The sequence below is a fragment of the Providencia sp. TYF-12 genome (assembly GCF_041344805.1).
GTDB lineage: Bacteria > Pseudomonadota > Gammaproteobacteria > Enterobacterales > Enterobacteriaceae > Providencia > Providencia huashanensis.
The window spans coordinates 238,810-265,708 of sequence record NZ_CP166833.1 but is presented as its reverse complement, the minus strand read 5'-3'; the positions used below and the strand labels follow the sequence as shown (position 1 = coordinate 265,708).

Below are 26,899 nucleotides of genomic sequence, written 5' to 3'. Positions count from 1 at the left end.
CATGACTTTACCTTTGAATACTCGCATCCAGACTGTAGCCGTAATTGGCGCAGGCACCATGGGCATTGGTATTGCGCAAGTGGCAGCTACAGCAGGCTTAACTGTTTTACTGTTTGATGTTAATCAACAGGTATTAACCCAATCAATATCAGCAATGACCCAACGTTTACGCAAACGGGTTACCCAAGGGAAAGCTGAAGCCAAAGCGACAGAAAGCATCATCGAAAACATTACTGTGGTGCAAAATTTATCTCAATTAGCGAATGCGCAACTGGTCATTGAAGCTATCGCAGAAAAATTAGAGATAAAACAAGCTATTTTTAACGATTTAGAAGCTATTTGTAGCGAAAAAACTATATTTGCAAGCAATACCTCATCGCTCTCAATTACTGCCATTGCCAGTCAATTAAAACACCCTGAACGCCTTGCTGGGCTGCATTTTTTTAACCCCGCCCCCGTGATGAAGTTAGTCGAAGTAGTTCGTGGGTTAGAAACATCAGACCACGTTATTTCACAATTAAAAATATTGACCAAGTCATTCGGTAAAGTCCCTGTTATTTGCCGTTCTACCCCTGGTTTTATTGTTAACCGAGTGGCAAGACCATTTTACGCAGAAACATTACGAGCCCTTGAAGAGCAAATTGGCAGCCCCGCAACGTTAGATTGCGCAATACGCGATGCAGGTGGATTTGCCATGGGGCCATTACAACTTACTGACTTAATCGGCCATGACATCAACTATGCGGTGACTGAATCGGTGTTTAAAGCCTTCGGCTATGACCCACGATTTCAAACCTCATTAATGCAGTTAGAATTAGTTCAGGCTGGGCATTTCGGTCGTAAATCAAAACAAGGTTTCTATCATTACGATGATAACAAACCGCAACCTAAGCCATTATTTGCAGCAAAAGCCCTTCTTGACCAACCACAACAGGTCAAAGTATGTGGGAATTGGCAAATATTTCCTGAATTTGTGCAGCTTTTATCTGAAAGTGGGATCTCACTCGAAGGATCAACACAACAGCAAGAACAATCCCCAACACTCATTGTTAATGACGTTATTATTATGTTAACAAATGGTGAATCAACATCATCTCATGCGCAAAAGTTGGGGCAAGCTGTCGTGCAATTTGATTTATCTGCTAATTACCTTGCCGCAACGGCAGTCACTCTCAGCTGTGCTGCACAAAATAACGTGCAACAAAACCAGCAAGCAATTGCATTTTTTCAATCGCTTGGGAAAAACGTGATTGTACTACCTGACTACCCTGCACTCTTAGCAATGAGAACTGTTGCGATGTTATGTAATGAAGCGCTGGATGTCGTCAATAAAGGGATAGCAACCACACTGGATACAGATAACGCCATGCGTTTTGGTGTGAATTACCCCAAAGGCCCTTTAGCTTGGGGAGCGCAACTTGGCTGGCAACGAGTATTAACAGTACTTGAGCACTTAACACAGTTTTATGGGGATAGCCGCTATCGGCCCAACCCATTATTAAGGCAGTTAGCTGTAGGCCATCAATCTTTATCTTTCAAGGAGTTGCTATGATTTCCGTACCAAATGTTACCCTTGCTCAACAATCAGCCCACATGATGTACAAAGATGACGCATGCGCAAAAGCTATGGGCATGTCTATTGAAAAAGTAGAGGAAGGTTTTGCGCAACTAAAAATGCCGATTACAGCACAAATGCTAAATGGCCATAAAACCTGTCACGGGGGGCAACTCTTTAGCCTTGCAGATACCGCCTTCGCCTATGCCTGCAACAGCCAAGGGCACGCTGCTGTTGCCTCTATGTGCTCTATCGATTTCATTCGCCCTGGTTTTGAAGGTGATTTACTCACTGCAATAGCGCAAATGAAACATCAAGGTAAACAAAATGGCCTATATGAAGTTGAAATAGTCAACCAAGACGGCAAAACATTAGCCTTATTTCATGGTCGTTCACATCGGCTGGGGCACCGTCTAGTAGGAGAACCATCATGATTGACGCCTATATTTGCGACGGTGTTCGCACACCTATTGGCCGCTATGGTGGTGCGCTTGCATCATTACGCCCCGATGACCTCGCCACTGTGCCTCTCAAAGCATTAATGGCGCGGCACCCACAGCTAGATTGGTCACTAGTCGATGACATTATTTTAGGTTGCGCAAACCAAGCAGGGGAAGATAACCGCAATGTCGCGCGTATGGCCAGTTTACTGTCGGGCTTACCAGTTTCTGTTTCCGGTACCACCATTAACCGATTATGTGGTTCAGGCCTTGATGCTATTGCGTTTGCGGCAAGAAGTATCAAAGCGGGAGAGTCTGGTTTGATGATTGCAGGTGGCGTAGAGTCAATGAGCCGCGCCCCTTTCGTAATGGGAAAACACGAATCGGCTTTCTCACGACAAGCTCAAGTCTTTGATACGACAATTGGCTGGCGGTTTATTAACCCGTTAATGGAACAACAGTTTTCAACTGACTCTATGCCAGAAACAGCTGAAAACGTTGCTGAAACATATCAGATCAGCCGTGAGGACCAAGATGCTTTCGCCCTGCGCAGCCAACAACGTACTGAAGCCGCAAGAATCAAAGGTTTTTTTGCGCAAGAAATAACCCCTGTCACCGTTAAACAACGCAAAAATGAGTTACTTGTCACTGAAGACGAGCACCCTCGTGCGGAAACAACTTTTGAACAACTACAAAAACTAAAAACCCCTTTTCGTGAAAACGGAACGGTCACCGCGGGTAATGCTTCAGGGGTCAATGATGGTGCTGCTGCATTAATCATTGCATCCGAAAGCATTGCTAAGCAGCAAGGGCTTACCCCACGAGCACGCGTTATCGCGACAGCGACTTGTGGTGTTGAACCAAGGTTGATGGGAATTGGCCCACTTCCTGCTGCATTAAAAGCCCTAGAGGTTGCCGGTCTAAGTATAGAGCAAATGGATGTTATTGAATTAAACGAAGCCTTTGCAGCACAAGCACTGGCTGTCTTAAGGGGGTTAGGTTTACCTGACGATGCCCCACATGTTAACCCCAACGGTGGAGCAATATCCTTGGGTCACCCATTAGGTATGAGTGGTGCAAGGCTGGCCATTGCCGCTGTCAACGAACTCCATCGCAAACAAGGTCGCTACGGGTTGTGCACCATGTGCATTGGTGTTGGTCAAGGGATAGCTATGGTTATTGAACGAGTTTAAACAACGTCTTAATACCAATAAAAACAGCCTGAACCCTACACCTGCTCAGGCTAAAACCAGAAACAACATCAATGTGAACTGGTAAATATAATAATTATGAGGACTGGCAATTATGAGCATGATACAAGACAACATCGACCCAATCGAATTTGCCTCACGCGATGAAATCGAGTCATTACAGTATTCTCGGATGAAGTGGACACTCACTCACGCATATGAAAATGTGCCTATGTACCGTAAGAAATTCGACGATGCAGGGGTACATCCTGACGACTTTAAACAACTTAGTGATATCGAAAAATTCCCTTATACAACAAAGCAAGATTTACGTGAAAACTACCCATTTCGTACTTTCGCAGTGCCAATGGACCAAATTATTCGTATTCATGCATCCTCTGGCACGACAGGCCGCCCGACAGTTGTTGGCTATACCCAACGGGATATCGATAATTGGGCTGATTTAATTGCCCGTAGCCTACGCTCAGCGGGGACTGTTCGCGGTGATAAAGTTCATGTCGCCTATGGTTATGGTTTATTTACCGGTGGTCTAGGTGCTCACTATGGTGCAGAGCGCCTTGGTGCTGCGGTGATCCCAATGTCTGGTGGCCAAACAGAAAAGCAAGCGCAACTAATCGCCGATTTTAAGCCTGATGTCATTATGGTAACCCCATCGTATTGCTTAAGTATCATCGATGAGCTTGAAAAAATCATGGGTGGAGATGCTAGTAAGTGCTCACTTAGATTAGGTGTATTTGGTGCGGAACCTTGGACTGAATCACTACGCTCAGAAATTGAAACTCGCCTTGGGATCAAAGCATTAGATATTTATGGTTTATCAGAGGTCATGGGGCCAGGCGTAGCTATGGAGTGTGCTGACGCAGGCGCTAGCGGCCCAACCATCTGGGAAGACCATTTTTACCCAGAAATCATTTCCCCTGATACACTTAAAACACTGGGGGATGGTGAACATGGTGAGTTAGTGTTTACTACCCTGACAAAAGAGGCTATGCCTGTTATTCGCTATAGGACTCGTGACCTGACTCACTTAATGAGCGGGGTAAATCGTAATATGCGCCGTATTGGTAAAATTACTGGTCGCTCTGACGATATGATGATTATACGTGGCGTAAATGTCTTCCCTTCCCAAATTGAAGAACAAATTATGCAATTCAAAGAGCTATCTCCACATTACCAATTAGAAATTGGTCGCCAAGGTAATATGGATAATTTGTCAGTCCGCGTGGAGCTCAAGCACCCTGAGCAACTTACCTATGATGAGCGCTGCAATATTTGCCATCATTTAAAACATCGTATCAAATCGATGGTAGGGATTAGCACCCGGATCAGTATTGTCAATTGCGGTGATATCCCCCGCTCCCAAGGTAAAGCGGAGCGTGTTATTGATACTCGAATTGCGATTTAATTCAACTCATTAAGGCATATTGAAGTTAGCTTATTTGGTATGCCTTAATGCCAAAAAATAGCACTAATTAAAGGTAATGGAAGACAACTTTTAAATTTATGTCTACTATTCAGTAAGCCTTCTGATACATAAATTTTATAGATGAAATATAAATGGATAATAAACTCAGCCAATTTATACAACATGCCATAGAAAGCCAGCCCATTAGCGGGACCTCTCTGATTAGCTCACTCTACGGTGATGCTTTACATCACCGCGGAGGCGAGGTGTGGTTAGGCAGTTTAACCAAACTATTAGAGCCGATGGGGTTTAGCGATCGCTTTGTTCGCACTTCTGTGTTTCGTTTACAAAAAGAAGGCTGGCTAGATGTTGAGAAAATTGGTCGCCGTAGCTACTACCGCATTTCTGAACGCGGGCAAAGCCGATTCCGCCGAGCAGAAAGTAAAATCTACCTTGCTGAACAGCCTGATTGGGATGGGAAATGGGAACTACTATTATTGGAAGCGGCTGATAAAGATGAAAAAACCAGGCTAAAAAAAGAACTTAGCTGGTTAGGGTTTGGCCAATTTAATACCTCTCTCATGGCAGCACCGAGCTGCGCACAAGCTGATGTTCCTTCTCTATTAAATGAGCTCAATGCCACTGAGCACGCCATCTATTTTCATGCAGATTACCCTTATAGCCGTTCAGAAAAAAACTTGAAAGAGTTAGTATCACAAGCTTGGTCTTTGCAAGAAATATCAGAGCATTACCACCAATTTATTTCATTATTTAGGCCCTTGGCACTACTCCTTAAAGAGAATACTGAGCCACAAATATCCCCAGAACATTGCTTCCAATTACGTTTGTTGTTAATTCACTTCTATCGCCGAGTCACACTAAAAGACCCTTTGTTGCCTGATGAACTGCTTCCAGCACAATGGGAGGGCCATATTGCTCGCCACCTTTGTACCAATATTTACCAACGAATTGACCAAGCCGCAACACAATATGTTTCAGAACGATGTGAAACCACGGTAGGGGAACTTCCTCAACCTTCGAGCGCCTACTATCGGCGTTTTGGCGGAGTTTTAAGAGATATCGCCGCCTAAACTTACATTAAAGGAGCCTATATGCCTTTTTATCAAATTGATGGTATTACACCTGTCGTCAGCACTGAAAGCTTTGTTCACCCTACCGCGGTTGTCATTGGTGACGTAATCATTGGCAAAAATGTCTATATCGGCCCCAATGCCAGCTTACGAGGTGATTTTGGCCGCTTGATCATTAAAGATGGTGCCAATATTCAAGATAATTGCATCATGCATGGGTTTCCACAGTACGAAACCATCGTCGAAGAAGAAGGGCACATCGGTCATGGTGCGGTTTTGCATGGTTGCCATATCAAACGTAACGCTTTAATCGGTATGAATAGCGTGATTATGGATGGAGCAGTAATTGGTGAAAACTCAATTGTGGGCGCCTGTGCCTTTGTAAAAGCTGAGGCCATATTTCCAGAAAATAGCTTGATTGTTGGAACGCCTGCCAAAGTGTTACGTGCGTTATCAGACAAAGAAATTGCTTGGAAAAGCAGTGGGACAAAAGATTACCAAAATTTAGTGATCCGCTGCCTAAGTACCTTTAAAGAAGTTGCCCCTTTACAGGAAGTTGAAACCAACCGTCCTAAACTTAGCTTTGAGAACATCATTCCCAAATCTCAGCTATAGAATGAAAAAGGAGCAAACCTATTTGCTCCCTCTTTTGGGCCAAAACCAGATAACATCACTTCACTTTATTACCAAATGGGGGTTTAGCGAACCACACTGTAATAATCAATGCGATAAATACCCAGCCACATAACCAGAAAATTTCATTAGCCGCGATAATCAGCCCTTGGTTGGTAATTTCCTTCGCAATAAAACCAGATGTTTGTTCTGTACTGAGCCCATGAGCGGCCATACCTTGGTACATATCTAAAGATTCAGGGTTGTAATCCGTAATATGCTCTGTCAGTTGACTATGATGAAGGGCTTCTCTATCGCTCCACATAGTCGTCGTAATTGAAGTCCCAATCGACCCTGCTAAGGTACGGAAAAAGTTGGCTAAACTAGAGGCAGAGGCAAGTTTTTCCGGAGGTAACCCTGATAACGTCAATGTCGTCAACGGCATAAAGAAACAAGCTACGGCCATGCCTTGCACTAACTGCGGCCATACTACCGCAGAAAACCCCATGCTCGGTTCAAAAGTATACGCCCGCCAAAAAAAGCAAATCGCATAAAACACAAAACTAAAGGTGACTATCCAGCGAATATCGAGGAAATCGGAGAGTTTTGCGACTGGTGCCGAAAAAAGTACAGGAAGCAAGCCTATCGGTGCTAAAGCAAGCCCAGCCCATGTGGCGGTATAACCATAAACTTCCTGTAAAAGTTGCGGCAACAATACAATCGCCCCAAAATATGCCATATAGGCCAAGCTAACTGACACCGTCCCTATCGTAAAATTACGCGACTTAAAGAGAGATAGTTCAACAATTGGGTTTTTATCTGTTAGCTCCCAAATCACTAAGAACACCAGTGCAATGGCTGAAATCACGCCTAATATGACAATTTCATTTGAAGCTAACCAACCTAGCTCCTTGCCTTTATCTAACAACACCTGTAAACAGCCTACACCTACCGATAACAATGCTAAGCCAATCACATTAAACGGCACTTTCACTATGGTTGATTCCATTCCTCTTAAGATGATAGAACCGACAATAATCACAAAAATACCGAGTGGTATATTCATGAAAAAGATCCAACTCCAGTGGAAATTATCACTGATATAGCCACCAAAAATAGGGCCGAATACCGGCGCTAAAATAATCGTCATTGACCAAAATGCCAATGCCATATTTTGCATTTTAGGTGGATAACAACGCATGATCAGGCTTTGTGACAGTGGGATAACCGGCCCAGCAACTGCACCTTGTAAAACACGATACAGAATCAGCATTCCTAAACTATCAGAGAAACCACAAAGCAATGAAAATAAAGTAAAAAGTGCGGTTGCCCATAAGAAAACCCGTATTTCTCCAAAACGCTTGGCAAGGTAACCGGAGATAGCGATAGAGATTGCATTCGATACCCCAAAAGAAGTGATGACCCATGTCCCTTGAGACACGGAAACACCAAGATTACCGGCAATCGTTGGGATAGCGACGTTAGCAATTGTTGAGTCGAGAACCTGCATAAAAGTCGCAAGGGATAACGCAATGGTTGCCCATACCAGCTTCGCCCCCTTCAGCGGTTGAATATCTGCCACAATAGCTCCTTTCAGGCTAATCTGCGTTATTCGTAATAATGGTGTCGATTATCTGGTCAACATCATTAAGTTTTAAGACCAGCGCATCACTTTCAAATGCAGGTGTTGTGCGCTGAACTTCCGCTAAAACTGGGCCACTTTGGTCTTTAATATCAATAGTTACATTCATTGATAAGCCAATACGAAGTGGGTATTTTGCTACTTGTTCAGGGTCTAATTCGATACGTACGGGCAAACGTTGAACAACTTTGATCCAGTTACCCGTCGCATTTTGTGCAGGTAATAAAGAAAATGCACTCCCTGTCCCCATGTCTAGCCCCACAACGGTGCCACTGTACACAATATCTTCGCCATAAAAGTCACTATTAATAGTCGCAGATTGACCAATACGCACTTTCTCTAACTGGGTTTCTTTAAAGTTGGCATCTACCCACACTGGCTGAACAGGGACAATTGCCATTAATGAGCTTTGTGGGCTAACTTGGGAACCCACTTGGACATTACGCCGCGAAACGTACCCTGTCATTGGGCTTTTAATTTCTGTCCGCTGCAAATTAATCCATGCACTGCGCACGCTATCAGCCGCTTGTAAAATTGCAGGTTGCTTTTTCAACTCGGTGTTGCGTAACAAAGCGCGATTTGCATTATATTGTTGAATGGAAATATCGAGCGCGGCTTGCGCAAGCTGTACGGCTTCTTGGGAGTGTTGTAAATCTTCTTTTGAGATCGTCCCACTACGCCCTAACGCTGCTCTGCGCTGATAGTCTTGTTGGGCTTGCGCAAGTGTCACCCGATTTTTTTGGATTTGTGCCTGATATTCATCGCCATTGATATATAATTCTTTGGTTTTGCGCACAGTAGTGGCAAGGTCATGTTTCGCTTGTTCGTAGGATAGTTGTGCATTGGTTTTGTCTAACACCACCAATACATCCCCAGCTTTAACTAAGTCGGTATTTTCGAAATTAACTTGGGTAACATTCCCTGTTGTTTGCGCAACAATGGGGATTTGTAGGCCTGAAACATAAGCATCATCGGTATATTCTTGAAAACGTAAAATGAGAAACCAATAAATACCATAAGCAACAAATAATAGAATGATAATAATTGTAGCAATAACCATCCATATTTTTCTGCGCTTTTCATTTGTCGTTTTTTGATTATTTATTTCTGTCTGTGGCGATTGGCTCATAATAAGTCTCAAATTCCAAATTCAATATTATGTTTTACTCTATATTTACGGAGTATATATAATAAAGCAATAGACAACACGTGCATTAAAATTAAAACCATTCCAAAATAAAAGTTAACATCATGATATTTAAACATAAAAAACACAACCCCATAGTATATGAGATTAATTAAAAACTATAAATCAATCTAATTAAACTAATCTTAATTAGATTGATTAATTTTATAAACATACCTGCACCAACTATTTTATATAAAAATAAAGTTAATTGCACCGACAAATAAAATAACTTAACCTATAATTAATCTTCTTTTTTAGATTAGATAAATACTCAATAGTAAAAATATATTGTGGTTACATTGAATAATAATCGTTTAATCACGACTTAGCCTCTGTAATATCCTCTTGCCCTTACAGATTCGTATATTCTGTTTTTCCCTTCCGTCAAGAACCATAAAGCGCTCACCCTTTGCTGCGGTACTCGTGAAATCATTGTTCTCTTTTTTCGTCACAAACACTCCGTCTACTGTACATTTACTTATCACAAATTTCCCTAACCCAATGTTAAATATTGATTTTATGTTAAGGCTGAAACATCAATGAGCTGTACAAGTTAAGAGTAAGTAAAAAACCTTATTCGAGATCAAATATTGACTATAAATTAGCTAGGCAATTATTTATTTTTGATATGTTTTAGTGATAGTATTCGCAAACAATATAATTATCATTCTCATTTATATTTACAGGGATAATCATGACTTCGAACTATCACTACTCTTTTATTGCCGCAGGGGTTTGTGCGGCATTAGCCACGTTTAATGCTACAGCAGCAGATAACAATTCAGATACCATGGTCGTCAGTGCTTCAGGCTACTCACAACAATTACGTGATGCCCCTGCCAGTGTGACCGTAATCAGCGCAAAACAATTGCAAAATAAACCGGTACGTGATTTAGCTGACGCCGTAAAAGATGTTGAAGGTGTCAGTGTAGTTGGTGCCGCTAATAAACAAGATATTAATATTCGAGGCTTACCCGGCGAGTATACGTTGATCCTTGTGGATGGTCGTCGCCAAAATAGCCGTGAATCGCGTCCAAATGGTAGCGGTGGTTTTGAAGCTGGCTTTATGCCACCAGTGGAAGCGATTGAGCGTATCGAAGTCATCCGCGGACCAATGTCCTCTCTGTATGGCTCCGATGCAATGGGTGGTGTGATTAATATCATCACCAAAAAAGTGACCAATGAGTGGCACGGTAGCGTCACCGCAGGTACCATTATCCAAGAAAATAGTGATAGTGGTAATTCGACTGACGGTAACTTCTACCTGTCGGGGCCATTAATTCAAGATAAATTAGGCTTGCAGTTATATGGTGGTGGTGATTATCGACAGGAAGATAAAATTACTGACGGTCACTACAAAAAAGATAATAAAAGCCTTACTGCTAAGTTAAGCTTTACACCAACTGAGAATCAAACATTCCTTTTAGAAGCTGGTAGAAGCACACAGGAAAGAGAGGAGAATCCGGGTAAGTCCCTTGCTGAGTATGAAATGCGAGGAAAATCAAAACAAGACAACAAGAAGACCCAAATCTACAATAACCGAAATCATGCGGCACTCACATACAAAGGTGAATGGGATACTTTTAATACTGAATTTAGTGTCTATCAAGAACAAACTAAAAGAAAAACCAAAACCGAGATTGAGATCGCAAATACAGTTCCAAAACTTTTTGAATACCGTTATGAAGACCGCGTACCTGAAATTACCAACACCGTCGTGGATGGTAAAGTTGTCGCATTCTTACCTGACAACATCTTAACAATCGGTGGTCAATACCAATACTCAAAACTCAAAGACAGTTCACTAGTTTCAAAAGGGAAATTTGAAAATAACAACATGAGTGTCGACCAATCGGCACTATTCATCGAAAATGAATTTACCGCAACTGATGACCTCATTTTAACCGGTGGATTACGTTTAGATCACCATGAAACTTATGGTAACCACTGGAACCCTCGGGGTTATGCGATTTATTATTTAACAGATGAAATTACCATCAAAGGTGGGGTTTCCTCCGCATTCCGTGCGCCAACATTACGTGAAATCAGCAAAGGTTATGGCACATCTACAGAAGGCGGAAATGGAATCATCTACGGTAACCCTGACCTAAAACCTGAAAAAAGTATCAGTGAAGAAATCAGTATTGCGTATAACCATGAGTCTGGCTTTGATGCCAGCTTAACGCTGTTTAATACGGACTTTAAAAATAAATTAACTAGTTATGATACTGGAGTAAAAGATACCGTTAAAGAACTCTCTATTTATAAATACGATAACGTTGGTAAAGCCAATATTAAAGGGGTTGAAGTTGCAACAGGTATTCCAATTGCTCAAGATTGGAAACTCAGTATGAACTACACCTATACGGATTCAGAACGTAAAAGTGATGATGAAAAGCTAAACAAAACTTTATCACTCAAAGGCTATCCATTGGATAAAACACCAAAACATATGGCAAATGCGAAATTAGATTGGCAGTTTAACGAAGACCTCAATCTGTATACCCGCGCACAATATACGGGTAAACAAGTGTGGGCCGCACAGCGCAATGGTGCAAAAGTACCTCGTTATCGTAGTGGCTATACCACTATGGATGTCGGCGCAACTTACCAATTGTTTAAAAATACCAAGCTTAACTTCGCCGTGTTAAATATTGGTAATGAAAAAGGTCCTAAAATTGACAAAGTGGATGGCAACTGGGACGTCGAAGACGGACGCCGTTATTGGGCAAACGTCAACGTCAGTTTCTAAGCGCTTATCTTGTTAATTTTTGACGGCTACCTTAATTGAGGTAGCCTCTTTAGCTTAAAAAACCATGAATAAACTGTTAATTTCCAGCTTACTACTGTGTATGACAAGTTCCGCATTAGCACGCCCTAGCCAAACTATCCCTAGTATGGATGAGCGAGTCAGCCAGTTTTACGATATTCAACAAACGGATATGGCATATGGTGACCGCGCATTACGTATCTATAGCGCTGTACCTTATCACTCCACGGTCAAGCGCCCTGTACTGTACATGCTTGATGGCAATGGCCTATACCCCAAAGCGGTTAATCGCGCAGTTGAAAAGCTGCCAGCGGATAAACTACCGATTATTATAGGCCTTGGCTACCCTGTCGACGAAGCATTTCCCAAAGCGTGGCGAACTCTCGACTACACCCCACCCGTTTCAGGTGACGATTTTAAACAAGGTGGCGGTTCCCCTGCGCTATACCAATTTTTAACTCACACAATCCGTCCATGGGTTGAGCAACAGTTTCCTATTGATAAAAGCAAGCAAACTCTATTTGGCCATTCATTTGGTGGGTTATTTACCTTAATGGCTTATCAGCAGCAGCCCAATGATTTTCAATTCTACATCACGGCTAGCCCGTCTCTTTGGTGGGGCAAAGGGGAAATGGTCGATTTAGCAAAACTGACGCACCCACAAGCCGCTGCGCCGCTTTTCGTCACATTAGGAGGATTGGAAGAAAGCCCTGATTTATCTAAGCTCAGTCAAGAGCAAATACAGAATTATCAAGAACGTAAAAGCTGGATCAACGCTCGCCAAGTGTGTGAGGAAATACAAAACCAGCAAAGAACCTGTGAATTTACCTTATTTGATGGAAAAACCCACGGTTCGGTGATCCCCGATGCTATTGATAAAGCACTCGAAGTTGCTAGCCAATAGCCGTTAATTAATGGGTTTTAGTAAGTCACTGTATAATTCTGTTAAAACCCCTTTTTCTGCGAATTCCTTACGGATCCATTGAGTCACAAGCCCAGTCGCTGAGTGCTGTGTCGCTAATAACATATGTGAATCCTGCCGCGGGTTTTGTATGTTTTTAGTGACTAACCGGCCAGTCTTTACATGTTCTTTCACCATATAATCAGGCAAAAAGCCAATCCCTTCCCCTAATATCTGACATTGGCATTTAGTATTGAAATCAGGAACTTGTATGGCTTCTTGCCCATGAAGCAGCCACCCTACACGTTTATTAATGGTATGCGCGGTGTCTTCGACCATAATATTGGGATACAAACGCAACTGGCTTTCAGCAATCGGTTCAGGCATTAATGCCAAAGGGTGCGTGGCAGCGATAGCGAATTGCCAATGGATGGCGCCAATTTCAGTGTAATCAATCCCCCCGCCATCCATCAGTGTTCCCGGAGCCCCAATCGCAATATCGGCATGGTTATTAATAATCGCATCCCACACACCATTATACACTTCGGTTGTCACCGTAATATGGCAAGTAGCAAACTGTTTTTTTAATATTTGCAGTAACTTAGCGGTATGGTAAGGCGTATATAATAACTGGTTAATACAAATACGAACTCGCGCTTCAATCCCCTGCTCAATGGAATAAATACTTTTTTGAATTAAATGAAAGTTATTCAGTAGGTCAGTTGCTTTACGATAAAAGTAATAGCCAGCTTCTGTCAGCTCAATATTCCGCGTATTACGAATAAATAACGCGACATCCAAATAGGTTTCAATACGTTTAATCGTGTAACTCACCGCAGAGGTTGTCACCCCTAACTCCTCTGCCGCCTTACTAAAACTGGCAAATTTTGCTGCTGTCGTGTAAGTCAGTAAATTTTCTTCAGTGAAAATTGAGTTCATCGTTGTATTCCCAAATTGAACAAAAATAAACCAAACTGTTTTTTTTTAACTCTTAGCACTCAAAATATGACGACTATCTGTGAATAAAATTCAACAGGCTGAATAATAGACTATTTTTCGACCATATATTTATAGCTTAACAGAATTATTCATAACGAGAAGAGGTTTAATTCTATTTAGCTTTTTTAAATACAAAAGCACATTTTTAAATGTGGCTATTAATATTCAAAATACTTAATATTATTGAATTAAATACTCAAACCAAGTATTAACATTCAATGTTAAAATGATCAAACAATTCACAATCTTAACAAATTTAATACTTTCAAGTTGATGTCCATCACAGAACTGATCAAATCATTATTAGCCTGTTTAATTAACAAAAAAAATCACACTATTTTGGCTATAAAACACCCAAAACACATCAAAAAACGATGAAAAATAATGCTTACACGCACAAAAAAGGCTTATTGTTGAATTGAATTCAATAATCGAGTGCTTAATTGATGAATTAAATTTAAACGGATTCTTTTTATTAATGACAATTGCTATGCTTTGGACATCATAAATAATCTTTAAATTGTCTTTATCTATGTTGGTGATAACAATAAACCAACCTAAGGGGAAAATGATGACCTCCAATACTCTCGCTCACGAATTTTTAACTGCAGCTGAACAAGGACAATTAGAATTATTAAAAAATTGCCTTGAAAAAGGTGTGGATATTAACACCACCAACCGTCAAGGCTGCACTGCTATCGTCAATGCTAGCCTGAATAAACATTATGAATGTGTTTCTTTTCTGATTAGTGCAGGTGCTGACATTAATAAACAGGACCAAACTTGTTTTAACCCTTTTTTATTAAGCTGTTTAAATGATGATTTAACATTATTGCGCCTTGTATTACCTGCAAAACCAAATTTAGATTTATTGACCCGCTTTGGTGGCGTTGGAATTACCCCAGCAAGCGAAAAAGGGCATGTAGATATTGTTCGTGAGTTACTCGAAAAAACTGATATCAATGTAAACCATACCAACTTCGTCGGTTGGACACCATTACTTGAAGCAATCGTTTTAAATGATGGTGGCGAAAAGCAACAACAAATTGTCAAATTACTATTAGACCACGGCGCAAACCCGCATATGACCGATAAATATGGTAAAAAGCCGTTAGAGCTGGCTCGTGAAAAAGGCTATAACGAAATAGCTGAATTATTGATTGCCGCGGGGGCATAATCGAACCGTCCCGATCAGGAGGCATGTGAACGCATCCATATCTCATCGGCAAAGGTTATACGGGCTTACGGCTGATACACATTTTCTTCAGGTTTTACATCAGCCGCAGCTTACAGGAAAAGTAGAGCAGGTTTTCAATAAAGCGATAAATATCTCAATAGGCAATATTCTTTATACTTTATTAAGCTCTCAGTTAGACAATGCACCAAATAGTTGCCGATTAATAAATAAAGACTTTTCTCTTTTAACCTTAAAAGTAGGAGACCCAATTTATTTTTCAGATAATGAAATGGTTATTGGTGAAAATTATTTAATTTCATTTTCGTTATGTAAAAAATGGCAATCACCCATTATTATTTTTGATTATAAAAAATTAACTAACCCAGATTATTTATTATATATAGCAAACCAAATAAAAAGTTTGGACATAATTTTAAATCATAATGTGGATTCCCTATTTAATTATCAGGGAGATAACGTCTTTTATCTATCAATAGCTAAACAACTGGTTCAGTTACGGTTAAAACTGATTGAATTATTGATTAATAAAGACCAACAAAAATTACCCCATATCATTCGCCAATTTGTTGGCTTAGGTATCGGGTTAACACCATCCGGTGATGACTATTTAGTTGGGTTAATGGCATTTTTATTGTTAAAGGAGCACCCTGCTTTTGCTTTTTATCCTGAGTTTTATCAAGGGATTATTCAAAGCAAAAGCCAAACAACGCCTATAAGTGCCATAACCCTAGAGAAAGCCTTAAACCAAGAATATCGCGAAAATATGCAGCAATTAATTCAAATGTTAGTTGATGCGAAAGAGACAAATATTTATCCACAATTTTTAGAGATTTTAAATATCGGGTCAAGTTCTGGCAGCGACATGCTATTTGGCTTACGTGATGCCCTGTATCTCACCCATTATTTCGGAGAAAACTATGTCGACTAAAGTTGTCATAAAAAAGAATACTTATTTTGATTCCGTGTCACTGATGTCTATTTCAACAAAGGCCAATCAACTTGATAATGTTGAACAAGCCTTTGTTGCGATGGCAACAGAAATGAATAAAGGCGTACTCAGAAATTTAGGGCTATTAACCCCTGAATTGGAAGAGGCTAAAAATGGCGATTTAATGATTGTCATTAAAGGGCCAAGCGATGATGCTAACGATGCCACATTAATTGCCATTGAAGACTTATTTAATAAAAAAAACCAAGGTGGTGGCCAACACGAAGCCAAATATGCCACGGTTAATTCTGCGAAAACCCACATCCCCGATGCTAACCTTGCGGTAATCTCTGTGAATGGCCAATTTGCCGCCCGTGAAGCCCGCATTGCATTAGAAAACGACCTCAACGTGATGTTATTTTCTGACAACGTTTCAATTGAAGATGAATTAGCACTCAAACAACTCGCTAGCAAGAAAGGTCTACTCATGATGGGCCCAGACTGCGGAACCGCAATTATCAATGGCACTGCATTGTGTTTTGGTAATAGCGTGCGCCGTGGCAGCATTGGGATCATCGGTGCATCCGGTACTGGCAGCCAAGAGCTTAGCGTTCGTATTCATGAATTTGGTGCAGGTGTTTCTCAACTAATTGGTACCGGTGGCCGCGATTTAAGTGAGAAAATTGGCGGGATCATGATGATTGATGCCCTAAAGATGTTAGATGCCGATGATGAAACCCAAGTTATTGCCCTCATTTCTAAGCCACCAGCCGCCGCTGTTGCAAAGAAAGTACTAGAACAAGCTGAAAAATGCCACAAACCAGTCGTTGTTTGTTTCTTAGGTAGCCAGCCTCTACCAGAAGATAAACCTGGGCTAACGTTTGCACAAAGCACCAAAGAGGCGGCACTAAAAGCAGTGCTATTAACGGGTATTCGTAAAGAAGATTTAGATTTACATTCTCTAAACTGGCCTTTAATTGAAGAAGTCAGAGCGAAGCTCAAACCTGAGCAAAAATATATTCGTGGCTTATTCTGTGGCGGAACGCTATGCGATGAAGCGATGTTTGCCGCTTTGGAAAAATACGATGATGTTTACAGCAATATTCAACCAAACCCTGACTACCGCCTGAAAGACTTAAATCAAAGTATCGCTCACACTTTCCTCGACTTTGGTGATGATGATTTCACTAATGGTAAACCTCACCCAATGATCGACCCGACCAACCGTATCGAACGCTTATTACAAGAAGCTCGCGACCCTGAGGTCGGCGTGATTATGATGGACTTTGTTTTAGGCTTCGGTTCTCACGAAGACCCCGTTGGCGTCATGATTGATGCTATCAAAGAAGCTAAAAACATCGCTAAACAAGATGGTCGTGAACTTGAAATTTTAGGCTATGTACTCGGTACGGACCAAGATACTCCATCCATGGATGCACAAGTCAAAATGCTGACAGATGCAGGGGTCATCTGGGCAAGTAGCAGCACCAATACGGGTTTATTAGGACGTGAGTTTGTGTGGAAAGGGGAGAACGCATAATGACTTCATTATTTAAACAACCGCTAAATGTTATCAACGTTGGCATCGAGATGTTCAGTGATGACCTGAAAAAACAACATGTTCCAGTCACTCACCTAAACTGGACGCCTCCAGGACAAGGGAACGTGGCAGTGATCCGCGCCCTCGACCAAATTGAAGGTAATGCGGCATTACAAGAAAAAATTGCAGCGGCTAACGCACAAGCCCTTGAGCGCATTATTCAATCCCAACCAGTATTAGTTGGCTATGACCAAGCGATTAATGTGGTACCGGGCATGACTAAAAACACCATCCTACACGCCGGTCCACCCGTTGCTTGGAAAGACATGTGTGGAGCTATGAAAGGGGCTGTTACTGGTGCGCTGGTCTTTGAAGGGCTCGCGAAAGATTTAGCCGATGCAGAGCGCGTAGCGGCATCTGGTGAGGTTATTTTCTCCCCTTGCCATGAACACGACTGTGTTGGGTCAATGGCTGGGGTAACGTCTGCATCTATGTTTATGCATATCGTTGAAAACAAAACCTATGGCAACCGCGCATTCACCAACCTCAGTGAACAAATGGCGAAAATCCTACGCATGGGTGCCAATGACCAAAGCGTTATTGACCGTTTAAATTGGATGCGTGATGTATTAGGGCCAATGCTACGCGACGCAATGAAAATTGTAGGTGAAATTGACCTGCGTTTAATGCTAGCCCAAGCCTTACACATGGGGGATGAGTGCCATAACCGTAATAACGCTGGTACCACCTTACTGATCCAAGCATTAACGACAGGAATTATTCAAACTGATTTCTCTGTCGCACAACAAAAAGAAGTGTTTGATTTTGTGGCAAGTAGTGATTACTTCTCCGGCCCAACTTGGATGGCAATGTGTAAAGCGTCAATGGATGCAGCACATGGTATTGAATACAGTACCGTTGTCACCACCATGGCTCGTAATGGTTATGAATTTGGTTTACGTATCAGCGGATTACCGGGTCAGTGGTTTACAGGGCCTTCACAGCAAGTTATTGGCCCAATGTTTGCAGGTTATAAGCCTGAGGATTCTGGCTTAGATATTGGTGACTCGGCAATCACAGAAACCTACGGTATTGGGGGCTTTGCAATGGCAACCGCACCTGCCATCGTTGCGCTGGTTGGTGGTACGGTAGAAGAGGCGGTAGATTTCTCACGTCAAATGCGCGAAATCACACTCGGTGAAAACCCGAATGTGACTATCCCATTACTCGGCTTTATGGGTATCCCGACAGCCATCGATATTACCAAAGTTTCAGCCAGCGGTATTTTACCTGTTATCAACACAGCAATTGCCCACAAAGATGCAGGTATCGGTATGATTGGAGCAGGTATTGTTCACCCGCCATTTGATTGCTTTGAAAAAGCCATGTTGGCCTACGCACAGAAATATGCTTAGTTTTCAATCATAAAAAAAGACGCCCAACTTCGGTTGGGCAATAAAAATAAAACAAATACCCTGAATATTCAGCAACACAGATAAACTGCAACTTTGAATATCATGATATACACCCTCTAGCGTGTATACCCTAAATAATTTGAGTTGCAGCAAGGCGGCAAACGAAGATATCCCAAGGAGCATACTCATGTATGTGACTTAGATAGCTAAGAGCAGCCAACACAGCTGTGGCTCAAAGTATGACGGGTATACAGGGGAATACTATATGAGTATATTTAATATAAAGTGGAAACGTGGGGACTTGGCTGCCTATTTTGGCTTAATGACCAATAACTTAACTAACCTACTCACCATGATGGGCTTATTAATTTTCGTTGTTGGTATCCCATCTGAACTTGTTTATGGTCGCATTGCACCCGCTTTTGGTCTCGCCGTTTTACTTGCCAGTATTAGCTATGCTTACTTTGGCCAGCAAATGATCAAACAAACAGGGCGCAGCGATGTAACCGCTCTGCCATCAGGGCCAAGTGCACCTTCTATCTTTACCGTGACCTTCTTAGTCATTATGCCGGTGTACCAAACCACGCAGAATGCTGAGTTTGCTATCCAAATCGCATTGGTTTGGTGTTTCGTTGAATCAATGATCCTCGTTGGTGGCTCATTCTTAGGCGAAACTATCCGTAAAATGATCCCTCGTACGGTGCTGTTATCTTGTCTTTCTGGGCTTGGGCTATTATTGCTAGCAATGAACCCAATGCTGCAAGCCTTTGAAGCACCAACCGTTTCATTTATTGTTTTATTATTAATTTTCATTAACTGGTTTGGTAAAAAGCCTATCTTTGCACGTATTCCTACCGGTTTATTATTGCTTATCGCGGGAACAGTACTTGCGTGGGCTTCTGGGCTGCAAAGTGCAGAGGCAATAAAAGACTCTATGGCGTCATTCGGCTTTAACCCTCCAGGGATTCATATTGACAGCTTCTTCCAAGGCTTACCGCATGCACTTCCATATTTAGCTTCTGCGGTACCATTAGGCTTAGCAAACTATATCTTTGACCTTGAAAACATTGAAAGTGCTCACGCTGCAGGTGATGAATACAATACCCGTAAGGTTATGTTAGCTAACGGCTTATCTTCAACTGTTGGCTGCTTCATGGGTAACCCATTCCCAGTCACTGTTTATGTTGGGCATGCTGGCTGGAAAGCAATGGGGGCCAGTGTTGGTTATACGCTAGCATCAGGTATCACCATGTTTATTGTCCCATTGTTTGGTATCGGTGCATTCATGCTCGCTATCATTCCAATGACAGCTATCGTACCAATATTGGTGTTTATCGGTGTTGTCACTGCCAACCAAGTGGTACGAGAAACACCGAAGATTGAAGTGCCTGTTATCTTTATCTGTCTATTCCCATGGATTGCTAACTGGGCGCTCACTATGGTCAACAGTGTGATGGGGGCCGCAGGGACGTCAGCAAGTGCAATAGGCGTTGAAACATTACTACACAAAGGTGTTTATTATCAAGGCCTTGTACACTTAGGTAACGGTGCGCCATTGGCAAGTATGCTATGGGGTTGTATCGCTATCTTCGCTATCCTCAACCAACCACTACGTGGGGCAATTGCTGCGGCAGCTGGCGCAATATTAGTATTCTTTGGAATTATTCACTCCCCAGCAGTAGGAATTGCAACCGGTTCAACCTTGATGTTTGTTTACGCTTACCTCATGATGGCAGCTTTATTTGTACTCAAATATTTTTTAGATAGCCGTAAATCGGTGGAAGAACAACAAGCTGAACAATCTGAGAAACTCAGTAAGTCAGTGTAATCAAACCAACCTTTTATAGCCGGTGTCTACAGTACACCGGCTGTGAGCTAAATCTCTGTATCAGGAAACATTAACAATGAAAGAACTCGTGGTTGTTGCCATCGGGGGCAACAGTATTATCAAAGATAACAACAGCCAGTCTATCGAAGCTCAAGAAAAAGCCGTTCAAGAAGTGGCACTGCATATTAGTGACATGCTTGAGGGCAACTACAACATTGTTTTGACCCATGGAAATGGACCCCAAGTTGGATTAGACCTACGCCGCGCTGAAATAGCCCATGAAACAGAAGGTTTGCCGTTAACCCCCCTTGCTAACTGCGTCGCTGATACTCAAGGTGGCATTGGCTATTTAATTCAGCAGGCACTCACTAACGTGCTAGCGAAACGTCACAATCGCCAAGCTATTACAGTTGTTACACAAGTTGAAGTCGATAAGAACGACCCTAACTTTAGCGCCCCAACCAAGCCAATTGGTGCATTTTTTACAGAACAACAGGCTAAAGAATTACAACAAGCGAACCCGAGCTGGCATTTTGTCGAAGATTCCGGTCGAGGCTATCGCCGAGTGGTCGCATCTCCAGAACCAAAACGTGTGGTTGAATCAAAAGCGATCCGTACCTTAACGGAACATGACTACGTAGTGGTTGCAGCTGGAGGCGGTGGCATTCCTGTTATTCAAAATGGCGATGGTGGCTACCAAAGCGTTGATGCAGTGATAGATAAAGACCTCTCCACGACATTACTGGCGAAAGAATTAAATGCCGATATTTTGATTATTACTACTGGTGTCGAAAAAGTCTGCATTCACTTCGGTAAACCAGAGCAAAAAGCTCTTGGTGAAACGACCACTAGCGACATGCAACGCTATATGGAAGAAGGCCATTTCCCCGCAGGCAGTATGTTACCGAAAATCGAAGCGAGCCTGTCATTTATTGCCAATGGCGGTAAACGTGTGATTATCACCACACCAGAAAAACTACCGGAAGCCTTACGAGGTGAGACGGGAACCCATATCATCCAAGGGTAAGGGTTATTTACAACGTACCATTATTTTGGAACGCTAGAGTTTCTCGTTAATGTCTCAATATCACCCCCAGATCGCAAAATAGCGATCTGGATGGTGAACTGCTGATCAAAAACTGGAAATTCGACTCTATTTCATCATCACAAGGAGTTTCTATGAAAGCAGACCAATCATCCGGCAGAAGAGAGTTCCTTTCCACTAGCGCCAAAGTCGCCGCTGCTTGTACCCTTTTTGGTACCGTATCAGGTATTGCATCCGCGCAAAATCAACCCACAATGTCATCCGATATTACTCGCATTACCGACAGCCATTATTACCTTGACGATGTATTACTCGAAACAGGCTTTAATTTCCGCGATACTACGGTGATTGGCACTAAAACCGCATTGCAAACGGTTGAAATCGATCAAGGTAAAATTGTCGCCATTTTACCGAATAAACAACATGTTAATCACCAGCTAAATGCTTATAACGCTCAAGGCAAATTGATGCTACCGGCGTTTCGCGATATGCATATCCACCTTGATAAAACCTTCTATGGCGGGCCATGGCAAGCGCCACAGTCACGTGAAGGTAAAACAATTATGGATATGATCACCCTAGAGCAGAAACTGTTACCTGAACTGCAACCCTTCACCGAAGAAAGAGCCAATGCGCTGATCACGTTGATCCAATCCCATGGATCAACCATTGCCAGAAGCCATTGTAATATCGAACCCGTTTCTGGATTAAAAAATTTAGAAACCCTACAAAAAGTACTTAATGAACACCAACAAGATTTAACTTGTGAAATTGTCGCTTTCCCACAGCATGGGTTATTGTTGTCAAAATCAGAACCCTTAATGCGCGAAGCCATGCAAGCTGGCGCCCATTATGTGGGAGGCTTAGACCCCACTAACGTTGATGGGGCAATGGAAAAATCTCTCGATACGATGTTCCAAATCGCTCTCGATTATAATAAAGGCGTAGACATTCATTTACATGAAACCAGCCCTGCGGGTTTTGCTGCCATCGAGTATATGATCAAAACAGTGAATGAAAACCCAAGTTTGCGCGGTAAAGTAACGATTAGCCATGCCTTTGCTCTTGCAACACTGAGCCCAGAACAAGCCGAAAAAACCGCAAGGCAACTGGCGGAACAACAAATGACTATCGCCTCAACAGTACCGATAGGTACATTACATATGCCATTGAAAATATTAAATAATAATGGCGTATTTGTGATGACCGGAACAGACAGCGTTATCGACCATTGGTCACCGTTTGGGCTGGGTGATATGCTCGAAAAAGCCAACTTGTATGCTCAGTTGTATACTCGCCCAGATGAACTGGCACTGTCTCGCGCTTTAGCAATTGCGACAGGGAATATTTTGCCATTAGATACCAAAGGCCAGCAAATTTGGCCCACCAAAGGCGATGATGCTAGCTTTGTTCTCGTCGACGCATCTTGCTCAGCTGAGGCCGTTGCGCGAATTTCACCAAGGCATGCCTCTTTCCATAAAGGCAAACTCGCCTACGGCACAATGCAAAAATCGATAGCTTAATGTCAGTTCATTGAACTAGCGCCGAATGGCGCTAGCTTCAGGCTGGCTTTGCAGTATATCGGCTAACCGAGGCAAAAATTAAACCCAGTAAACCTTGATTATCTACAGTTTGTAATACTGTAATCGGTTTTGCCATTGGCTCAGGAATACCGACTCGTAAACGTAACGCATCATAATAATAGCTTTTTCCACGTAATGCCCCTTGCAGCTCAATACCCACTTGTTTTTTCTCGTAGGTTACTAGGCTTTTATCTAATAGCCATGCAACGGTTAACACATCGTGAACCCAACACCCCGCCAGCTGACGCGTAGCCCGCGAATAATCAATCCACGGGCGCATAGTATTAACAAGAAATTGGCTCAATGTGGATTGAAGTACAGAAAACTTATCGAGGTCACTCTGTACCATCTGTGTTTGTACCGTAACATCCATTGGCACTAAAGTAATATTGGCACCACTATTCAAAACCGCATGGGCCGCCTCTGGGTCTAGCCCAAAATTGGTATCTTTAATATAACCAGGGACATTAAATACCGCTCCCATAATAACAATTTCAGCCACTTTCTCTGCCATTTCAGGGAACAATTGCATGGCCATGGCGATATTGGTTAAAGGACCAATCGCAATAATAGTGACCTGATGCGGGTTCTGACACACCCGCTCACCAATACGCCACGCAGCTTCTGGTGCTGATTTAGGTAAAGCAGGCACAGGGGGAAGGTTATCCCACAAATAGTTAAGTTGCGCCCGCTGTGCGCCATTATCTAATAATTCGCGCCATGGTCCGCTAGCTTCAATTAGTGCCGATGACGCCCCGCGGTAAACAGGAATGTCCTCATTCAGCGAGTTGACTAAATGGCTGGCCACATTAAAACCAACCTCACTAGGCGTATTCCCTGAAACGGTTGTGATCATCTCTAGTTGAATTTCTGGCGCTGCTATCGCAAGTGCAAGAGCAAGCCCATCATCAACATTCGCGCCTGCAACGCCGTTTCCCGGGTCACAATCAATAATTACACGCATAAATTTCCCTGAAATAATACATTATCAGCACCCGCAGGAGTGCCCAATTTGTAGCTCAAAATCCACCTCACAAATGGCTTCTTTATTTGGCCAGTTTTGTAGAATCTGTATCGCTTTTTCTGCTATTTTATCAACAGGTTGTCGAACAGTCGTGAGTGTAGGAACAGTATACTCCGATTGCACAGTACCATTAAAACACACCAGAGCAATGTCCTCTGGTACCCGCAGTTTTAGTTCAGCTAAGGCTTTCAAACAACCAAAAGCTTGTAACTCATTGGTTGCAAAAATGGCCTCAGGGAACCCTATTTTCTGCATTTGATAGATAGCTTGGTAACCCCAATCACGCGTATATTGCCCTGCAATAACCCATTTTTTCTGTATTCCAAGGTTGGCTTCTACCAAAGCGTTTTCCCAACCACTTAACCGGTCTTGGGTATTAAGCATTTCAATCGGCCCACAAATAATGCCAATATCTTTAAAACCATGCTCAATGAGATGGCGAGTGATTTTATAGGCTGCCAACTTTTCATTGACTTGAAGAGCACTGACGCCTTCGGTAGGGTCGACCCTATCTAACATCACACAAGGGGTACCCGAAGATTGGATCAGGTCAATGTACGGATGACGGTCAACACTGGTATAAATCAACCCTTCGACTTGGCGTAAAAGTAGGTTGTTAATCAGTTCTTTTTCACGCACACGGGAATCCCCTGCATCCCCTAATAACAAGACATGACCATGCTTGAAAGCTTCACGTTGCAATGCATGTGCAATAGAAGCCAAAAAAGGGTTAGAGATATCAGGGATCACCAACCCATAGGTTTGTGTACTGCCAGACGCCAGTGCTTTAGCGATACCATTCGGGCGATACCCCGTTTTTTTTATCGCCGCTAACACCTTCTGTTTCGTCGCCTCAGCAACAGGACGGGGACCGTTATTAATCACATAACTGACCACTGCAACAGAAGTTCCGGCTTCGCGGGCAACATCTACCCGCGTCACTTTACGATAGTTCACATCAGGCACGCAGCAATTCCTTTTTCACTTACTATTATCTTACGAAAGAATAGCAGCCACTCTGGTTTTTATATACCACCTGCGTTCACTTATATTGCATCTTCTGGCAAGTTAAGGTCACGGCCTCGCGTTTCTGGTGCAAAAAATGTGGTAACTAGACCAATACATGCCATCCCCATAAAATAAATAGCAATTGGCCACCAATGCCCAGTCCAAGATAATAACGCTGAGGCGACAAGGGGTGCTGTTCCCCCCGACAAAATAGAACCAAGCTCCTTAGCAAAGGCCATTTTTGTATAGCGATTACGTACCCCAAATAGCTCTACACCCCATGCCGCTTGCACGCCAAAAATCCCCAGAGATGCTAACCCCATTCCAACAATAATCGTTGGGATCACAACCAGCGGTTCCCGTGAATCCAGTAGCATAAAGGCGGGGACTGCATACAACATTAACAATAAGCAGAACCAGCGGTAAATAATACGGCGACCAAATCGGTCAGATAACCAGCCGGCAAAAGGGATAATGGCAAAACCGAGGATCGAGGCAATTAAAACCGCAGTTGTCGGTACCGATTTATCCACCAACAATATTTTGGTGACATAACCAATAATAAAACCTTGGGCTAGGTAAGACGGCCCATTTTCGCCAATCCGTAAGCCAACCATGGTCCAAAATGCACGCGTTCTCTGCCAAAAGGTACGGTTATCAACAGGGTGACTTACAGCATCAGACGCCAACGCTTGGCGACGCTCCTCTGCCAGTTGGGCTTTTTGCCGTTCAAATACAGGGGTTTCACGCATATGTTGGCGAATAAATAACGCTGCCAGCGCGATCAAAATACTACCAAGGAACGGAATACGCCATCCCCATGACATGAGGCTTTCTTTATCTAACTGTAAGACTATCAACCAAATCATTGAAGCCAGTAATGTTCCGCTGTTTGAACCTAGGGCAATAATCGAAGAGACTAACCCACGCCGCTTGACCGGAGCGTACTCCCCGAGCATCACAGTTCCACCAGATAGCTCAGCCCCAGCGCCAAGTCCTTGAGCAAACCGTAAAATAACCAAACAAACCGGCGCCCAAACACCAATCTGCGCGTGACTTGGAATTGCGCCAATTAGGGTTGTAGATATCCCCATCAGTGCAATGGTAATCACCATCACCATTTTTCTACCATGTTTATCACCTAGCCAGCCGAAAAATAATGCACCGATTGGGCGAGCGATAAACCCAACAGAATACGCGGCAAAACTGGATAACAGTGCCATAACCGGCGTCGCATCAGGGAAGAAAACATCACCGAAAATAATACCTGCTGCTAAACCATAGAGAGCAAAATCGGCATATTCCATGGTTGTCCCTAACCAACAGGAAAAAATCGCTCGGCGAAAATCTTTTTTCCCTTCAGGCGTATTTAACCGCTCTTGTGCGGCTTGTTGGTTAGCCTCGGTATTTAAATGTGTTGCCATAGTCATAAACCCTTGGTATTGGCGCAAAGCCTATTTGTAAAATAATCTAACTGGTATTTTTATTTACTTAAAGGATAGTCTACGCGCGTAG

21 protein-coding genes are annotated in these 26,899 nt (G+C 42.7%); 15 read left to right on the top strand and 6 right to left on the bottom strand.

Annotation, left to right across the window (positions count from 1 at the left end; translation table 11 throughout):
• Position 1 precedes the first annotated feature (1 nt).
• From ABE954_RS01235 to paaY, 6 genes are all read left to right on the top strand, one after another.
• The gene (locus tag ABE954_RS01235) at positions 2–1,552 is read left to right on the top strand and encodes a 3-hydroxyacyl-CoA dehydrogenase (RefSeq protein ID WP_166687020.1); all 1,551 of its coding nucleotides are present in this window, start codon (positions 2–4) and stop codon (positions 1,550–1,552) included.
• Complete coding sequence (gene paaI, locus ABE954_RS01230) at positions 1,549–1,989, top strand: hydroxyphenylacetyl-CoA thioesterase PaaI (RefSeq protein WP_042843383.1); 441 nt, start codon at positions 1,549–1,551, stop codon at positions 1,987–1,989. The genes ABE954_RS01235 and paaI overlap by 4 nt, the downstream gene beginning before the upstream one ends.
• Positions 1,986–3,188, top strand: a complete 1,203-nt coding sequence (pcaF, locus tag ABE954_RS01225) for a 3-oxoadipyl-CoA thiolase (protein ID WP_042843382.1) — start codon at positions 1,986–1,988, stop codon at positions 3,186–3,188. The genes paaI and pcaF overlap by 4 nt, the downstream gene beginning before the upstream one ends.
• Positions 3,189–3,300: 112 nt before the next feature.
• Complete coding sequence (paaK, locus tag ABE954_RS01220) at positions 3,301–4,611, top strand: phenylacetate--CoA ligase PaaK (RefSeq protein WP_166687019.1); 1,311 nt, start codon at positions 3,301–3,303, stop codon at positions 4,609–4,611.
• A gap of 152 nt (positions 4,612–4,763) precedes the next feature.
• Positions 4,764–5,702 carry a phenylacetic acid degradation operon negative regulatory protein PaaX gene (gene paaX / locus ABE954_RS01215; RefSeq protein ID WP_042843379.1) on the top strand — a complete coding sequence of 313 codons (939 nt, stop codon included), beginning with the start codon at positions 4,764–4,766 and terminating at the stop codon, positions 5,700–5,702.
• Between the two features lie 21 nt (positions 5,703–5,723).
• Positions 5,724–6,317 carry a phenylacetic acid degradation protein PaaY gene (gene paaY, locus ABE954_RS01210; protein ID WP_042843378.1) on the top strand — a complete coding sequence of 198 codons (594 nt, stop codon included), beginning with the start codon at positions 5,724–5,726 and terminating at the stop codon, positions 6,315–6,317.
• A gap of 55 nt (positions 6,318–6,372) precedes the next feature.
• Here paaY and ABE954_RS01205 read toward each other — a convergent pair whose 3' ends face one another.
• Together ABE954_RS01205 and emrA are read right to left on the bottom strand one after the other, a co-directional pair.
• Positions 6,373–7,896, bottom strand: a complete 1,524-nt coding sequence (locus ABE954_RS01205) for a DHA2 family efflux MFS transporter permease subunit (protein ID WP_166687018.1) — start codon at positions 7,894–7,896, stop codon at positions 6,373–6,375.
• Between the two features lie 16 nt (positions 7,897–7,912).
• On the bottom strand, positions 7,913–9,085 hold the full coding sequence (gene emrA / locus ABE954_RS01200; protein WP_042843376.1) for a multidrug efflux MFS transporter periplasmic adaptor subunit EmrA: 1,173 nt from the start codon (positions 9,083–9,085) through the stop codon (positions 7,913–7,915).
• Positions 9,086–9,839: 754 nt separating this feature from the next.
• Between emrA and ABE954_RS01195 the strand changes: the two genes are divergently transcribed.
• Together ABE954_RS01195 and ABE954_RS01190 are read left to right on the top strand one after the other, a co-directional pair.
• Positions 9,840–11,897 carry a TonB-dependent receptor domain-containing protein gene (locus ABE954_RS01195; RefSeq protein ID WP_166687017.1) on the top strand — a complete coding sequence of 686 codons (2,058 nt, stop codon included), beginning with the start codon at positions 9,840–9,842 and terminating at the stop codon, positions 11,895–11,897.
• Positions 11,898–11,961: 64 nt separating this feature from the next.
• On the top strand, positions 11,962–12,819 hold the full coding sequence (locus ABE954_RS01190; protein WP_129466922.1) for an alpha/beta hydrolase: 858 nt from the start codon (positions 11,962–11,964) through the stop codon (positions 12,817–12,819).
• Positions 12,820–12,822: 3 nt separating this feature from the next.
• On the opposite strand, the gene ABE954_RS01185 is transcribed toward ABE954_RS01190, so the two are convergent.
• Positions 12,823–13,755 (bottom strand): LysR substrate-binding domain-containing protein, encoded by a 933-nt coding sequence (locus ABE954_RS01185; RefSeq protein WP_042843373.1) that lies wholly within the window; start codon positions 13,753–13,755, stop codon positions 12,823–12,825.
• 631 nt (positions 13,756–14,386) lie between these two features.
• On the opposite strand from ABE954_RS01185, the gene ABE954_RS01180 reads away from it, so the two are divergent.
• From ABE954_RS01180 to ABE954_RS01150, 7 genes are all read left to right on the top strand, one after another.
• A complete protein-coding gene (locus ABE954_RS01180) occupies positions 14,387–14,992 on the top strand; it encodes an ankyrin repeat domain-containing protein (protein WP_371025703.1) in 606 nt (201 codons plus the stop codon).
• Positions 14,993–15,017: 25 nt separating this feature from the next.
• A complete protein-coding gene (locus tag ABE954_RS01175; protein WP_166687016.1) occupies positions 15,018–15,941 on the top strand; it encodes a DUF2877 domain-containing protein in 924 nt (307 codons plus the stop codon).
• Positions 15,931–17,481: an acyl-CoA synthetase FdrA gene (gene fdrA, locus ABE954_RS01170; protein ID WP_129466920.1), complete on the top strand. Its 1,551-nt coding sequence runs from the start codon at positions 15,931–15,933 to the stop codon at positions 17,479–17,481. Before ABE954_RS01175 ends, fdrA begins: the two co-directional genes overlap by 11 nt.
• Positions 17,481–18,896: a DUF1116 domain-containing protein gene (locus ABE954_RS01165; RefSeq protein ID WP_042843366.1), complete on the top strand. Its 1,416-nt coding sequence runs from the start codon at positions 17,481–17,483 to the stop codon at positions 18,894–18,896. Before fdrA ends, ABE954_RS01165 begins: the two co-directional genes overlap by 1 nt.
• 265 nt (positions 18,897–19,161) lie before the next feature.
• Positions 19,162–20,724, top strand: a complete 1,563-nt coding sequence (locus ABE954_RS01160; RefSeq protein WP_042843365.1) for a xanthine permease — start codon at positions 19,162–19,164, stop codon at positions 20,722–20,724.
• Positions 20,725–20,800: 76 nt separating this feature from the next.
• The gene (gene arcC / locus ABE954_RS01155; protein WP_166687015.1) at positions 20,801–21,751 is read left to right on the top strand and encodes a carbamate kinase; all 951 of its coding nucleotides are present in this window, start codon (positions 20,801–20,803) and stop codon (positions 21,749–21,751) included.
• 152 nt (positions 21,752–21,903) lie between these two features.
• A complete protein-coding gene (locus ABE954_RS01150) occupies positions 21,904–23,292 on the top strand; it encodes an amidohydrolase family protein (RefSeq protein WP_131680905.1) in 1,389 nt (462 codons plus the stop codon).
• Positions 23,293–23,329: 37 nt separating this feature from the next.
• Here ABE954_RS01150 and ABE954_RS01145 read toward each other — a convergent pair whose 3' ends face one another.
• The 3 genes from ABE954_RS01145 to ABE954_RS01135 form a co-directional block, all read right to left on the bottom strand.
• On the bottom strand, positions 23,330–24,316 hold the full coding sequence (locus tag ABE954_RS01145) for a nucleoside hydrolase (RefSeq protein WP_042843362.1): 987 nt from the start codon (positions 24,314–24,316) through the stop codon (positions 23,330–23,332).
• A gap of 24 nt (positions 24,317–24,340) precedes the next feature.
• Positions 24,341–25,342 carry a LacI family DNA-binding transcriptional regulator gene (locus tag ABE954_RS01140; RefSeq protein WP_129466918.1) on the bottom strand — a complete coding sequence of 334 codons (1,002 nt, stop codon included), beginning with the start codon at positions 25,340–25,342 and terminating at the stop codon, positions 24,341–24,343.
• Between the two features lie 80 nt (positions 25,343–25,422).
• Positions 25,423–26,808 carry an MFS transporter gene (locus ABE954_RS01135; RefSeq protein WP_042843359.1) on the bottom strand — a complete coding sequence of 462 codons (1,386 nt, stop codon included), beginning with the start codon at positions 26,806–26,808 and terminating at the stop codon, positions 25,423–25,425.
• Positions 26,809–26,899: the final 91 nt, after the last annotated feature.